Genomic DNA, 15,494 nt, shown 5'->3' on the forward strand with positions numbered 1-15,494 from the left:
AATTAAATATTTATAAAGGTCGGTTAACTCAATATGTGCGGTTTAAATCTCTTCATATTATTAAGGATCGATATCAATTTGTAATTGAATAAATAAAGAAAAAAGATATGCCAAAAGTTCAATTCCTGGATCCCACTGAATCCAGAAAATCAGGAGACATTAAGTTTAGTCCAATTCCGGTTAACAAGTATAACAAAGTAGTGAAGGATGAACTCGGAAATTTCACTCAGGAGGAATTGGTGCGGATTTACCACGATATGGTAGTGATTCGAGAATTTGAAACCATGCTTAATTTGATTAAGACAACCGGAGAGTATAATGGTGTTGCTTATAATCACCCCGGTCCGGCTCACTTATCAATTGGTCAGGAGGCGGCAGCTGTGGGCATGGCTTTTACATTGACAGTTGATGATTTTATTTTTGGATCGCATCGTAGTCATGGTGAAATTCTGGCTAAAGGATTAAGTGCCATTGCTAAGCTATCGGAGTCTGAATTGAGTAACATCATGAAAGATTTCTTTGATGGTGCCACGTTGGATGTCGTGAAAAAGAATTTTAATGGTTCTGTGAAAGAGTTGGGGCGTCGTTTCCTTATTTATGGCACGTTATCTGAAATTTTTGCCCGCGAAACGGGTTTTAATAAAGGGTTGGGTGGTAGCATGCATGCTTTTTTTACGCCCTTTGGTGTTTATCCTAATAATGCCATTGTTGGTGGAAGTGGCGACATTGCTGTTGGCGCCGCTTTGTTTAAAAAAGTTAACCGTCGACCGGGGCTTGTTGTTGCTAATATAGGCGATGCTTCAATGGCTTGTGGTCCAGTATGGGAAGGTATTACTTTTGCCGCGATGGACCAGTTTGCCAAATTGTGGCCAGATGATATGAAAGGGGGCCTTCCGGTGATTTTTAATGTGATGAATAATCAGTATGGTATGGGAGGCCAGACAAGCGGCGAGACGATGGGGTACGGTATGGCAGCTCGCGTCGGGGCCGGCGTCAATGAATACCAAATGCATGCCGAACGGGTAGATGGCTTTAATCCGTTGGCAGTGATTGATGCCTATAAACGGAAACGTAAAGTTATAGATGATAAAAAAGGACCTGTTTTGCTTGAGGTACTTACTTATCGTTATTCGGGCCATTCGCCATCCGATGCCTCATCTTATCGTAGTAAGGAAGAGGTGGAAGCCTGGCAGGCTCAGGATAGTATTATTGCTTATGGAAAGCAGTTGGTTGATGCGGGTGTGGTTACAGCGAAGGAGTTGGGTGTCATTTCTGAGGATGTGAAAGCCGTTTTGTTTGATATGTTTAAACTGTCGATTGACCCAATTGTTTCGCCGGTTATGGATATTCACAAAACGCCTGAACGCATTGGTGAGATGATGTTTTCAAATCAGTCGGTGGATGCTATGCTTCCCGGGAAACCTGAAGTTAATCACCCCATGGCAGAGAATCCGCGCGTGAAACAATTGCGAACCAAGGAGCGATTTGCATTTGATAAAGACGGTAAGCCTTTCTCTAAAATGAAGCAATATCAATTGCGGGATGCTATTTTTGAAGCCCTTATCGATCGGTTTTATAAAGATCCGTCATTAATCGCTTATGGTGAAGAAAACAGAGACTGGGGGGGGGCTTTTGCCGTTTACCGCGGATTGACAGAGGCTTTGCCTTATCATCGATTGTTTAATTCGCCCATTGCTGAAGCAGCTATTGTTGGTACTGCTATTGGTTACGCTATGTGTGGCGGCCGGGTTGTACCCGAAATTATGTATTGCGATTTTTTGGGACGTACTGGCGACGAGGTTTTTAACCAATTACCTAAGTGGCAGGCGATGAGTGGAAATGTGCTTAAGATGCCTGTTGTAATGCGCGTTTCAGTTGGTTCTAAATATGGGGCTCAGCATAGTCAGGACTGGACTTCCCTGGTGGCACATATTCCCGGATTGAAAGTGGTATTCCCTGTAACTCCATACGATGCCAAAGGAATTATGAATAGTGCCCTGCAGGGTACAGATCCTGTGGTGTTTTTTGAAAGTCAACGTATTTATGACATCGGTGAACAATTTCACGAGGGAGGCGTGCCTGAAGGTTACTATGAAATACCTCTGGGTGAACCGGATATCAAGAAAAAAGGTGAAGATATCACCATTTTAACCATCGGCGCTACGTTGTATAGAGCTTTGGATGCCGCTAAATTGTTGGAAGATAAGTATGGTATGTCGGCTGAAGTGATCGATGCCCGTTCGTTGGTGCCTTTTAATTATGAGCTTGTTATAGAATCGGTCAAAAAAACGGGCCGCATTATTATTTCTGGTGATGCCACCGGGCGTGGTTCATTTCTAAATGATTTGGCACGCAATATTGGTGAACTGGCATTTGACTATCTGGATGCGCCTCCGGTTGTAGTTGGCTCGCGTAACTGGATCACTCCGGCGTTTGAACTGGAAGAAATTTTCTTTCCCCAACCCGATTGGTTCCTCGATGCTATTCATGAAAAAATTGTGCCTTTAAAGGGGCATATATGTAAAAGTAATTTTACCGATGCCGAACAAATTCGTCGTTCCAAACTGGGTATTTAAATGAAATTTGATGATGCGGGTACGAGCCATTTTTAGTTTTTTTTATGCTGAATGGTTATTGGTTCTGCTTCGGCGCAATTGTTTTATAGTTATGTCTGACGTCTGTTGATTGTTATAGTTATTGCAAATTTCTGATGTGACTGATGCCTGGTATAATCTTGGTTTTTCGGTGATTAGTATCAGTCGGGAAACCCCGGTGCTTGAGAATAAGTGTTCATATTCAAGGCTTGCGAAGTCTGACAAATGTGAGTTTATTGAAGTCAATAACCGTTTTGATGACAAGTCTCACGCAGAAGTTGGAATTTTTTTGCAAGCACTAAGTAAATGTTTATTGTCTTTTAATCAAAAGTCTGTTTTATGAGTTATTATTCAAAGTTTCCCGATAAACCGACTCTTCTAAAAAGGGCGGATAAGATCAATGACTGGACTTCCGTGAGGGTAAATGCGCATGTGCATACTCCCTATTCGTTCAGTGCTTTTGATAGTATTCCTCAGGCTTTGGATATGGCGGTTGATGAGGGCGTTAAAGTGGTGGGCGTGAATGATTTTTATACGGTTGATGGTCATGAAATGTGGATTGATGAGTGTGAAAAGCGTCGTTTGTTTCCCCTCACAAATATTGAATTTATAAGTTTAAACAGGGAAGATCAATCTAAAAATATTCGGGTTAATGATCCCAATAACCCGGGTCGAATATATTTGAGTGGTAAGGGCTTGGCTTTCCCGTCACAACTTAAGGGAATTTATTTACAACAGTTGATAGATGTAAAGAAAGAGTCGAACGATCATGTTAAGCGGATGTGTGAAAAGTTGAACACTCTTTTGTTAGCTTGTGATGCCGGTTTTTCTATTTCTCATATAGCAGTTGAAACAGTAATGACGCAGGGTATCGTCCGTGAGCGTCATTTGGCAAAGGCTCTAAGGCTAAAAGTTGAGGAGTCTTTTTCAGAGGATCAGTCGAAGGTGGCGTTTTATAAAAAGTTGTTTGGAGGGAAGGACTTAAAGTCAGATTTGTTGGATTTTGCCGCAGTTGAAAACGAAATTCGGGGTAATTTGCTTAAAGCCGGAGGCGGCGCTTTTGTGCCGGAGAGTCCTAAAGCTTTTTTAGATATGGAAGTGGTTCGTCAGATTATCTTGCATGCTGGCGGAATACCTACTTATCCATTCTTAGCCGATGATTCGAAAGGGCAGTTTACTGATTTTGAGATACACAAGGAGTCTGTCGCACTGAAATTAAAGGAACGGGGTATTTTTTCTGTCGAGTTTATTACAACGCGTAATAGTTTGGCTGTACTGGAGGAGTATGCCGGGTATTTTTACAATGAGGGATTTGTGGTGACATTTGGTTCTGAGCACAACACACCTGCTATGGAGCCGCTTGAGTTGTTTGCGCGCAAAAAAACGCCTTTGTCAGATTTACTTATGGAAATTAATTTAAGAGGTGCTGCTGTTATTGCTGCCCATCAATATCTGACAGCCAATGGCGAAAAAGGTTATGTTGATATTTCTGGCGCAGCTGATATTTCGAATCGAGGTATGTACGAAAAATTAGGGCGGGCGCTGATCGAAGAAGCTTAAAATTATATTCTATGACACTTGTGTCAATTGTCTGTATTATTTCATTATGTATAGCTGTTAAGGTCTTACGAAAAGGACCTGTTATATTGAAACATGGTTTGGGTTTAGCGCTAAATATTTAAAAGTGAAATTATGAGTTTATCTGAGTTAGTTGATATATCACGTTTTTACGGCAGTCAAAAGGAGTTTGTAGTTGCCGGAGGAGGGAATACTTCGTTTAAGACCGACGATTATTTATGGGTTAAAGCCAGTGGATTCGCTTTGGCTTCTATTACTGAGGAGGGGTTTGCGAAGCTCGACCGCCGCAAATTGAATGAGGTGGGTTCTAAAGTTTATAGTTCAGATATAGTAGAACGCGAACAACAGGTGAAGTCTGATTTGACGGCAGCCAATCTGACCCCTGAACGTCGCCCTTCGGTGGAGACTTCTATGCATAATGCCATCAATTATCAATATGTTGTGCATTTGCATCCAACGTTAGTAAATGGGGTGATGAGTGCCAATGATGTGGAGAAAGTGTTTGTTTCTATTTTTGGCGAGGATGCGTTATATATTCCTTACATCGATCCGGGATATGTGTTATTTAAAGAAGTGGAACAGCAAATAAAGGATTATAGAAAAATAAAGGGCTATGATCCTAAGGTTATTTTACTTCAGAATCATGGCATATTTGTTGCGTCGGATTCGGTGGATGAAGTACGTTTCATTTACGACCAGGTTTTGTCTGATATTAATGCTAATATTAAAGAACCTTTACCCTTAGGGTCGGAAGATGTCTCTGATTTGGTTACTGATATCATTCCAGCAATCCGAATGATAGCCAGTGTCGATGGACTTAAGACTGTGAGAATCCGTAATAGTGCTTTAATAGCTCATTTCTCGTCGGGTAGAGATGCTTTTAATAAGGTTAGCAAGCCTTTTACTCCTGATAGCATAGTTTATTGCAAGTCGAAATATATTTATCTGGATGAGACGTTTGAGCCTACTGCTGTTATTCGTCAGTTTGAGAACGAATTCAGAGTCTTTGTCGCTGAATATGGATACCTGCCCAAAGTGGTTATGATAAAAGGAGTCGGGTTGCTTGCTATTGGCGAAAATAGCGCACAAACGGATATTATTTTGGATGTGTTTGAAGATTTGCTGAAAATCTCCTGGTTGTCGGAATCATTTGGGGGCCCTCATTTTATGACAGATCAGCAAATAAAGTTTATTGATAATTGGGAAGTAGAAAACTACCGGCGTCGTATTTCTTCTGTTGCATCCGGCGGACGGGTTGAAAATCGCACCATCATTGTGACTGGTGCCGCCCAGGGGTTTGGAGAAGGTATTGCTCGTGAATTAAAACAGCAGGGCGCTAATATCGTCATTGCTGATTTGAATGATGAAAAGGGATCGGCAACAGCCCGGGCATTAAATCTTTTTCCAGGAGGCAGCCAGGCTTTTTTTGTTAAAACCGATGTTAGTAAGACCGGGGATATTGAGCGCCTTGTGCGTGAAACTATAAAACAATTTGGGGCTGTTGATGTATTTATTAGTAATGCGGGCATTTTGCGGGCCGGTGGCTTGGATGAGATGACGCCTGAGACATTTGATCTGGTCACGAAGATTAATTACAATGCCTATTTTTATTGCGTTAAAGTCGTGTCGAAAGTGATGAGATTACAAACCATGTATAAACAGGACTATATGGCCGATGTGATTCAAATAAATAGTAAAAGTGGTTTGAATGGTAGTAAAAAGAATTTTGCTTATGCCGGAGGAAAGTTTGGGGGTATCGGTTTGACGCAGTCGTTTGCTCTCGAATTGGCGCCTGACAGAATTAAAGTGAATAGTGTTTGTCCGGGTAATTTTTACGATGGACCTTTATGGAGTGACCCGGAAAATGGTCTTTTTGTTCAGTACCTGCGAGCCGGAAAGGTGCCTGGTGCTAAAACAATTGATGAGGTTAAGCGGTTTTATCTAAACCAAACGCCCATAAAAAGAGGCTGTACAGTTAAGGATGTGGTGAAGGGTGTGATGTACCTCATTGATCAGGAATTTGAAACCGGTCAGGCTTTGCCTGTTACGGGGGGGCAGATTATGTTGAATTAGAATAGCTTCGATGAGGTGTTGGCACTGTATTTTGGATAATAATGATACAGGAGGTATGTTTCGTTAAGGATTACAGAATGGTTTGAAGGTGGATGCGAGCAAAGCTTTTTTCAATTTGACGGAGGGGAATGTTGAATATAGTATGGGTTGAAGAGATTGGCTGAGACCATCGGAATGCCGTTTTTTGTTTTATATAATAAAGAATTATGATGAAGACAAAAGCAATACGTTTGTATGGGAAGAAGGACCTTCGGATGGAGGAGTTTGAATTGCCTCCAATCAAGGAAAATGAAATATTGGCCAAAGTCGTTAGCGACAGTATTTGTATGTCGTCATATAAAGCGGCATCACAGGGTACTGAGCATAAACGTATCCCCGTTGATGCAGCCTTAAACCCTGTTATAATAGGGCATGAGTTTGCCGGAGAGTTGGTGGAAGTGGGAGCTAAGTGGGCTGGTCAGTTTTCGGCCGGCGATAAGTTTTCTATTCAACCGGCATTAAACTATGAAACTGGTCCGGTAGGCGTATTGAGTGCGCCGGGCTATAGTTACCAATACATTGGTGGCGATGCCACTTACGTTATTATTCCTAACGAGGTGATGGAATTGGGCTGTTTGCTTCCATACGATGGCCCGGGATTTTATCCGGCCTCGTTGTCGGAGCCGCTTTCATGCGTTATAGGTGCTATGCATGCCAATTATCACACAACACCGGGGTCGTATGTTCATAAGATGGAAATTGTAGAAGATGGGAAGATGGCTATTTTGGCTGGTGTGGGGCCTATGGGATTGGCAGCTATTAATTATGTGTTGCATCGTGAAGACCGAAAGCCATCTTTGGTGGTTGTAACCGACATTGATCAAACGCGATTAGATAGAGCAGCCAGCCTTTATACCGTTGAATTTGCCAAGTCGCAAGGAATTGATCTCAGGTATGTCAATACAAAAGAAATGGCGAATCCCGGCAAAGCGTTGAAAGCTTTAACTGGCGGTTATGGTTATGATGATGTGTTTGTTTTTGCTCCAGTTGTGCCAATAGTACAACAGGCTGATGAAATACTGGCCTTTGATGGCTGTCTTAACTTTTTTGCCGGTCCGGGAAATTCTGATTTTACGGCACCGCTGAATTTTTATAAGGTACATTATGAGTTCACTCATATTGTTGGGACCAGTGGTGGCAATACCGACGACATGAAAGAGGCGCTTAAACTTATGAGCAAAGGCCTGGATCCTGCAGGTTTGGTGACACATATCGGGGGGCTGGATGCTGTTATAGATACCACGTTAAGACTACCTGAAATACCCGGGGGCAAAAAGCTTATTTATACGCATATTAATCTTCCTTTGACAGCAATTTCTGAATTCCAAGAAAAAGGAAAAACAAATTCGATTTTTGCCGAATTGCATGAGGCCTGCAAAAAGAACAAGGGTTTGTGGAATCTTGAGGCTGAAGATATTATTCTGAAGAAGGGACACCTGTTATCGGTATAGAGCTTGTGATATTGGGATTAATGTCCTGAATTGAGAGTTTTTTTGATATATATATAGAGTGGGCCGGGGCTTTTAAACCCCGGTCCACTTTTTGTGTGCCGTTATTAGTGATAATGAGTCTTTTATTGATGTAATGTTTGATGCCTGGATTAAGACTATAATGCTTTTTGTTTGAAAGAAGTGTTATTTACTTCATGTTTTGAAAGTCTGATGAAATTAGTGTCAGCAAGACTCTCCCCCTTTTTTAGTTATTCTCGCCTTTAAAAAGGTTATTTACGATAGTAATCTATATTTTTTAAGCTTCGCAAACCTTGAATTAGAACTTTTTAGCTCAGACTTCTGACTCCCTGAATGGGTACTAATTAATATTCAATTCTTTATTTGTGTCAAAAAATGTAAAAAGAGTGCCACAATGTGTATTGCTCAATAGGTTAATTGAACCTAATTTTGATCTATTATAATGAGAACAAAAGCCTTTAAATAAAATCTTATATCAATTGAATTAAAATATTTTTTATGCAAGTATTATTAGGAGTACTGTTTCACTCAATAGGAGGCTTTGCATCCGGTAGTTTTTATATGCCTTATAATAAGGTGAAACAATGGTCTTGGGAAACCTATTGGTTACTGGGCGGTTTGTTTTCGTGGTTGATTGTGCCACCACTTGCTGCCTATCTGACGATACCGGGTTTCGTTGAGATTCTTAGCGCCGCGTCAGGACAAATATTAGGACTGGTTTACTTTTTAGGTTTAATGTGGGGCATAGGTGGTTTAATGTATGGATTAGGCGTTCGTTATCTCGGGATGTCGCTTGGAAACTCCGTTATTCTTAGTGTAACAGCCGCTTTTGGTGCTTTGGTGCCTCCTATTTATTACGATATTATGGATGTGGCCGGGAAAGAGACGTTTACGGATATGGTCAATTCTACCGGAGGATTAGTGGTCCTTGGTGGTGTGGCTGTTTGTCTTACAGGTATTGCATTGACCGGGAAAGCTGGCTTGCTGAAGGAAAAGGAATTGACCGATGAACAAAAATCAGCTAGTGTAAAGGAATTTGCGCTTGTTAAGGGTTTAATAATCGCTGTTTTTTCGGGTGTCCTCAGCGCGTTTTTTAATTATGGAATTGAGGCCGGGAAGACTTTGTCAGCTCAAGCCGCTCTGATTCCTGATCAATTATTTGAAGGTTCCAGTCGTTTGTTTGCCAATAATGTCACTTTTGTGGTTATTCTGTGGGGCGGACTTACTACCAACCTGATTTGGTGTTTTTTCCTTAGTCTAAAAAATAGAAGTTATAAAGAATATGTTAGTAAGAAGACCCCGTTATTACGCAATTATTTGTTCTCGGCCTTAGCCGGGACTTTGTGGTTTCTTCAGTTCTTCTTTTATGGTATGGGCGAGAGTAAGCTGGGTAATGGCGCCAGCTCCTGGATTTTACATACTTCTACCATAATACTAACGGCCAACCTTTGGGGTATTTATAACAAGGAATGGAAAGGTACTTCCCGTAAAACCGTTTCGACAATTACAGTTGGTATTGCATTAATACTTGTTTCAGTTATTGTGGTTGGAATTGGAAATTCATTAACCTGATAAAATTGTGACGGGGTTTCAAATTATTAAAATATTATTTTTATGGATAAGAAAAGTTTGATTGAAAAGGCTTATGAATTGGCCAAAATTCAATACGCTGCTCTCGGCGTTGATACAGATGCTGTCATTGAACAGATGAATAAGGTGCAGATTAGTTTGCATTGCTGGCAAACCGATGACGTGGGTGGTTTTGAGCGACCGGATGCAGAACTCGGAGGGGGTGGCATACAGGTGACCGGGAATTATCCTGGAAAGGCAAAAAGCATAGAGCAAATGAGGGCCGACCTTGATAAAGTTCTGTCGCTTCTGCCTGGAAAACAGCGTCTTAATTTGCATGCTATATATGGTGAGTTTGGAGGCGAGTTTGTTGACCGTGACCAGATAGAGATAAAACATTTTCAAGGTTGGATTGATTGGGCTAAAGAACGTGGGTTGGGTTTGGATTTTAATCCTACTTGTTTTTCTCATCCCAAAGCCGACTCCGGATTCACACTCTCCAGCAAAGATGAGTCTATTCGTAAGTTTTGGGTTGAACATGTTAAACGTTGTCGTGTCATTTCTGCCGAGATGGGCCGTCAATTAGGAACCCCTTGTGTTATGAATACCTGGATTCCTGATGGCTCAAAAGATGAACCTATCGATAGAAATGGTTATCGTTCTCTTCTTAAGAAATCTCTTGATGAGGTATATGCTGTTGATTATCCTGAGGAATATATGCTTGACGCTGTTGAAAGCAAATTGTTTGGTATCGGCGCTGAGGCTATGACAGTTGGTTCACACGATTTTTATTTGGCCTATGCAGTTGCAAATCATAAATTGATTTGTTTGGATAATGGACATTTCCATCTTAGCGAACAGGTGGGTGATAAGATTTCGTCTTGTTTACAGTTTGTTGATAAAGTCTTGTTGCATGTTACACGTCCTATTCGTTGGGATTCTGATCATGTTGTAACTTTAAATGACGAGGTTAAGATGATTGCTTCTGAAATTGTGCGTAATAATTTTCTGGATAGGGTTAAAATTGGTCTTGACTTTTTCGATGGTTCCATTAATCGTATAGGTGCTTATGTGGTGGGCGCGAGGGCTACCCAGCAGGCTTTTTTGATTGCAATGCTTGAGCCTACAAAAACAATGTTGGCTATGGAGGAAAGGGGCCAGTATTTTGAACGTCTGGCTTATCTTGAGGTTTTGAAAACCAGAGCTTTTGGGGCTGTCTGGGATTATTATTGCCTTGTTAATGGGGTTTCTGCTGGCGAAGATTATGTGGCCGAAATTCAGCAATATGAGAAAGCCGTTTTGAAAAAACGATAGGGTGAATTCAAGTTTTAGCCCCGGGATGTTAACTGTGGAATCATTCCGGGGTTCTTTTTGTATAGAAATAGATTGATGGAAAAGGTAATTGCCGTTTTTGATATAGGGAAGACAAATAAAAAAATTCTTTTGTTTAATGAGGAGCTGAAGTTGGTCCGGCAATCGGAAGAGAAATTTTTGGTAACAACCGATGACGACGGCGTGGATTGCGATGATATTGATCGCATTGAACAATGGATTAGCACTTCTCTGGAAATGCTGGCACATGATGGTTATCAGCTGGAAGGTGTTAATTTTTCTACATACGGTGCAACGCTGGTTTGGGTTGATGCCGATGGTCGGCGCCTGACGCCTTTGTATGATTATCTGAAACCTATTGATGAAAAGTATCAAAACCAGTTGTTTGAGGCGTATGGTGGTAAAACTGAATTTTGTCGTTGTACTGCCAGTCCATCTCTCGGAGTCATGCTTAATTCGGGTATTCAGATTTTATGGATGAAGCAGGAGCACCGGAAGATATTTGATCAGACTCGTTATTTACTTCATTTTCCGCAGTATTTGGCATCACGTATTTCCAATAAATATGTTTCGGAATTAACTTCCATTGGTTGTCATACTTTTTTGTGGAATTTTGACGAAATGAGATATCATGACTGGGTTGGAGATTATGGCGTAAAATTACCTGAACCGGTTAAAAATGATACGGTAACAGAAGTTGTTATTGGCGGACGATCGGTGAAATGCGGCGTGGGAATTCATGACAGTTCGGCCTCTTTGGTGCCATATCTTAAAGAAGTAAAAGAGCCTTTTTTGCTTATCAGTACAGGTACCTGGTGCATAAATATGAATCCTTTTAATCATGAGCCTCTTACTGCCGATGAACTAGAGCACGATTCGTTGTGTTATTTAAGTGCAAACCAGCAGTCCGTTAAGTCGTCCCGTCTTTTTATGGGCCATATTCACGATGTTAATATAGAAAGGTTAACAGCTTGGTTTAATGTTTCTGAGAATAGTTATAAGTCGGTGACTGCTAATGATGAGTTGCTTCATGATCTCATTTCGCAACGGTGTGAGTGGCCTTCTTTTTTTGCGAATGGAATTCCAGAAGGGGATGTTGACACGACTATAGATTTGTCTTTATTTCCGGACTTTGAGACGGCCTATCATCAGCTAATGTATGATTTGACACTATTGACGGTCTCTTCTGTGCGGCTTGTGTTGGGTACTCAAGGCGTTGTGAAAAAGATTTTTATATCAGGCGGCTTTTCCCGTAATGTGATGTTTGTTAAGTTGATGCGTTTTTTCTTTTCCCAATGTGAAGTTTTAACGACCGAAATTGATAATGCAAGTGCGCTTGGTGCTGCGATGGTAATTGCGGACAAAGTTTTTCCTGGCGTTCGTTCGGCCATAAATTTGGGATTGAATCAATAATTAGTATCTGCAAAAAAAAATCTAGCGTTTGATAAGAATTGTTCAAATTCAACGCGTGCGAAGTCTGCAAAGTTTGAGTTTATTATGGTAAATGACTATTTTGGAGACAAGCATAACGCAGAAGTTGAACTTATACTGCGAGCACTAATTAAAACATGGAATTATGAGATTATTATTTTTATCAGTCGGGTTGATCTTTTTTTTGATGTCTGCTTGTGATGTCTCAAAAAATAAGGTTTTGGTTAAGGAGATTGTTGTGGAGGCCCCGTTTGAAATGGCGGCATTATCAGTTCCCGATTTCTCGGATTGCAGAAGGTTTGAGATTACAGATTTTGGGGCTGAAAAAGGCAACATAGACAAAACAACAAAGGCTATTGCGGAGGCTATGAAACGCGCTTCTAAAAACGGCGGTGTTGTGATTATTCCTGAAGGGGAATGGCTCACAGGCGCGATTCATTTTAGAAGTAATGTTAATCTTCATCTTGAAGAGGAAGCTGTTTTGCTTTTTTCAGAAAATCCAGAGGATTATTTGCCGATGGTTTATACAACGTGGGAAGGAATGGAGTGTTATAATTATTCACCTCTTATTTATGCCTACGGATGTAAGAATATCGCAATAACTGGTAAGGGCTTGCTTAAAGCTAAAATGGATATATGGCGCACATGGTTTCCCCGACCTGAGGCACATATGGCAGGGCTGAAAAAGTTATATAATATGGCGGCCAAAAATGTACCGGTAGATAAACGTCAGATGGTGGGTTCTGACGCGAACTTTCGACCCCAGTTTATACAATTCAATCGGTGTGAAAATGTTTTATTGCAAGGCGTTTCCATCGAGAATAGTCCATTTTGGGTTATTCATCCTTACATCTGTAATAACGTTGTTATTAGAGATGTGAATGTTTTTGCGCATGGTCATAATAACGATGGTGTCGACCCGGAAATGAGTCGTAATGTGTTAATCGAAGATTGTGTTTTTGATCAGGGGGATGATGCCATTGCTGTTAAGTCAGGACGTAATCAGGACGCCTGGAGATTGAATAGCCCTGCTGAAAATATTGTGATACGAAATTGCCTGGTCAAAAACGGGCATCAGCTTTTAGCCATCGGCAGTGAGTTGTCTGGCGGTGTTGAAAATATATATATGACAAATTGTGAAGTTGTTGACGGTGCTAAGCTGAATCATTTGGTTTTTATTAAAACCAATGAACGACGTGGTGGTTATGTGAAAAATATATTTGTAAATGACATAAAATCAGGTAAAATAGACAAGGGCGTATTGGGAATTGAGACAGATGTTTTATATCAGTGGCGAGATTTGGTTCCAACCTATGAACGACGGCTAACGCCTATTTCTAATGTCTTTTTAACAAATGTGACATCGTCGGGAGCTAAATTTGTTTCACGTATTCTAGCACAGGAAGCATTGCCTGTGGAAAATGTGGTGCTTAAAGGTGTTCGCGTCGATACCATTTCGGGAGAACGCTATATTCATGAAAATGTGGTTGGGTTTGAAGAGTTGGAGGATTTTGAACAATAGTCGTAAGGCTGTATTCGTTAGTGTTTCTAAAATTAAAATTTTAAGCTGGAAAGTTCAGATTCAGGACTTGCGCAACTTGATGAATATGAGTATCTCGTAAATGAGTATTTTGAGTGCAAGCCTAATTGGTATGTTGGACTAGGTAGAAAGACTCAGGTTATGGAAATTGGGCTTTTTTTTATTAGTGAGGACGATAATTAATTTATATATATGAAGAATCTAGATGTAGAGATGATGCATCCGCGGGACCAGATTGTAATGGTCATCGATAGGATTTACAGACGTGGAATGACGACCACTTCGGGAGGGAATATTTCGATAATTGACGAAAGCGGAAATATTTGGATTACACCTTCAGGCGTTGATAAAGGAAATTTGCGTGCCCGGGATATTATGTGTGTTAAGAAGGATGGCGAGATAGTGGGGCCGCATACACCATCTTCGGAGTATCCTTTTCACAAAGCCATATTCGAGATGCGTCCCGAATTAAAAGCTGTAATTCATGCCCATCCGCCAGCATTGGTTTCTTTTAGTATAGCTCGTGCTATTCCCGATACCAACGTAATTCCTCAGGCCAAAAATGTATGCGGCCCTATTGGGTACGCACCTTATGCTTTGCCAGGAAGCGATGAGTTGGGCGCTGTGATTGCCAAAGAGTTTGCCAAAGGTTTCAAAGCCGTTATTATGGAGAATCATGGTACTGTTCTCGGTGGCAGTGATCTGAGTGATGCTTTTCAGCGTTTTGAGACATTGGAGCTTTGCGCTCGTACTATTATTAATGCTAAAACAATTGGTGAGAGTCGTCGTTTGTCGGATGATCAGATTGATGCTTTCGAAGATCAGATACCTCGCTTATTGCCTGAGTTTACTGCTGAGATGCATGACAGCGAAGAGAGAGCTATTCGGGCTGATATTACAAAAATTGTTCGCAGAGCCTGTCAGCAAGGTTTAATGATCAGTTCATACGGAACGGTATCGCATCGTTGGCGTGGCAATGATTTTTTGATTACACCTACTAATGAATCCCGATGGGATATTTCACCTGAAGATATTGTCTTGATTAAGGATGGACAGCGAGAGAAGGGGAAATTACCCAGTCGATCTACATGGCTGCATCAGGAGATTTATAAGAAAAATCCGGAAGTTAATTCAATCATTTTGACTCAGTCGCCTTACTTGATGGCTTATGGGGTTACAGGTGTAAAATTTGATGTTCGTACGATTCCGGAGAGTTGGATTTTTCTTCAGGATGTGCCAAATATGCCATTTGGTTCTCATTTCCGTGACAGAAATGAAATTGTTGATATCATTGATAAAGATACCCCTGTTGTGATTGTCGAGAATGATTCAGTTGTGGTAACCGGCGATAAGCTTTTGCAAACATTTGACCGGCTTGAAGTCGCAGAGTTTTCTGCAAAATCAATGGTTATGGGCGCTTCTGTTGGTACAATGGTTCCAATTGGAGATAAGGAAATTGAAGATTTAAGGAAAAAGTTTCTTTCATAGTTTTTTAATATAAAAAGGCTGGTCAGAGCTTATTATTTGGTTTTGACCAGTTTTTATTTGTGACCTTTTGAACTGTTAAAAAAAACAGTAATTATTAAAAAATAACTACCCGGGATGATGATCTTAATATGAGCAATTAATCTTGTTTTGTTTCAATGTATTTGGTTTAGAAGGAAAATGCTGATTCAGTCATCTTCTAAAAATGAAGTTTTAGTTTATTACAGTTTTTGAAGTGTTTTAAGAGGCGTAATAGTTGGGGTTTGTATGATTCCAAGGTCGGGTTAGATGAAAGAAACTTAATTTGAGCGACTATTTTATTGACGAATAAACCTGGATTTTTAATTCATCAATACAATTATAATAGAGTTCCATATGAAACGA

General features: G+C 40.7%; 9 protein-coding genes. All 9 read left to right on the forward strand.

Features of this window, described 5'->3' with window-relative positions; genetic code table 11:
- Positions 1-107 precede the first annotated feature (107 nt).
- The 9 genes from ACT3CD_RS11195 to ACT3CD_RS11235 all read left to right on the forward strand — a co-directional run bounded on the left by ACT3CD_RS11195 (position 108) and on the right by ACT3CD_RS11235 (position 15,113).
- Positions 108-2,576 (forward strand): alpha-ketoacid dehydrogenase subunit alpha/beta, encoded by a 2,469-nt coding sequence (locus ACT3CD_RS11195; protein ID WP_444645715.1) that lies wholly within the window; start codon positions 108-110, stop codon positions 2,574-2,576.
- A gap of 357 nt (positions 2,577-2,933) precedes the next feature.
- Positions 2,934-4,154: a PHP domain-containing protein gene (locus ACT3CD_RS11200; RefSeq protein WP_444645716.1), complete on the forward strand. Its 1,221-nt coding sequence runs from the start codon at positions 2,934-2,936 to the stop codon at positions 4,152-4,154.
- 132 nt (positions 4,155-4,286) lie between these two features.
- Positions 4,287-6,245 (forward strand): SDR family NAD(P)-dependent oxidoreductase, encoded by a 1,959-nt coding sequence (locus ACT3CD_RS11205; RefSeq protein ID WP_444645717.1) that lies wholly within the window; start codon positions 4,287-4,289, stop codon positions 6,243-6,245.
- A 206-nt stretch (positions 6,246-6,451) separates the two neighbouring features.
- Positions 6,452-7,735: a zinc-binding dehydrogenase gene (locus ACT3CD_RS11210; protein WP_444645718.1), complete on the forward strand. Its 1,284-nt coding sequence runs from the start codon at positions 6,452-6,454 to the stop codon at positions 7,733-7,735.
- Positions 7,736-8,251: 516 nt separating this feature from the next.
- Positions 8,252-9,325: an L-rhamnose/proton symporter RhaT gene (gene rhaT / locus ACT3CD_RS11215; RefSeq protein ID WP_444645719.1), complete on the forward strand. Its 1,074-nt coding sequence runs from the start codon at positions 8,252-8,254 to the stop codon at positions 9,323-9,325.
- Between the two features lie 42 nt (positions 9,326-9,367).
- Entirely contained in the window at positions 9,368-10,636 is a 1,269-nt protein-coding gene (locus tag ACT3CD_RS11220; protein WP_444645720.1) for an L-rhamnose isomerase, read from the forward strand.
- A gap of 75 nt (positions 10,637-10,711) precedes the next feature.
- Entirely contained in the window at positions 10,712-12,067 is a 1,356-nt protein-coding gene (locus ACT3CD_RS11225) for an FGGY-family carbohydrate kinase (protein WP_444645721.1), read from the forward strand.
- 163 nt (positions 12,068-12,230) lie between these two features.
- Complete coding sequence (locus ACT3CD_RS11230; protein ID WP_444645722.1) at positions 12,231-13,607, forward strand: glycoside hydrolase family 28 protein; 1,377 nt, start codon at positions 12,231-12,233, stop codon at positions 13,605-13,607.
- A gap of 210 nt (positions 13,608-13,817) precedes the next feature.
- Complete coding sequence (locus ACT3CD_RS11235; RefSeq protein ID WP_444645723.1) at positions 13,818-15,113, forward strand: class II aldolase/adducin family protein; 1,296 nt, start codon at positions 13,818-13,820, stop codon at positions 15,111-15,113.
- The last annotated feature ends 381 nt before the right edge of the window (positions 15,114-15,494 follow it).

The sequence above is a fragment of the Geofilum sp. OHC36d9 genome (assembly GCF_052400685.1).
GTDB lineage: Bacteria > Bacteroidota > Bacteroidia > Bacteroidales > Marinilabiliaceae > CAZHHH01.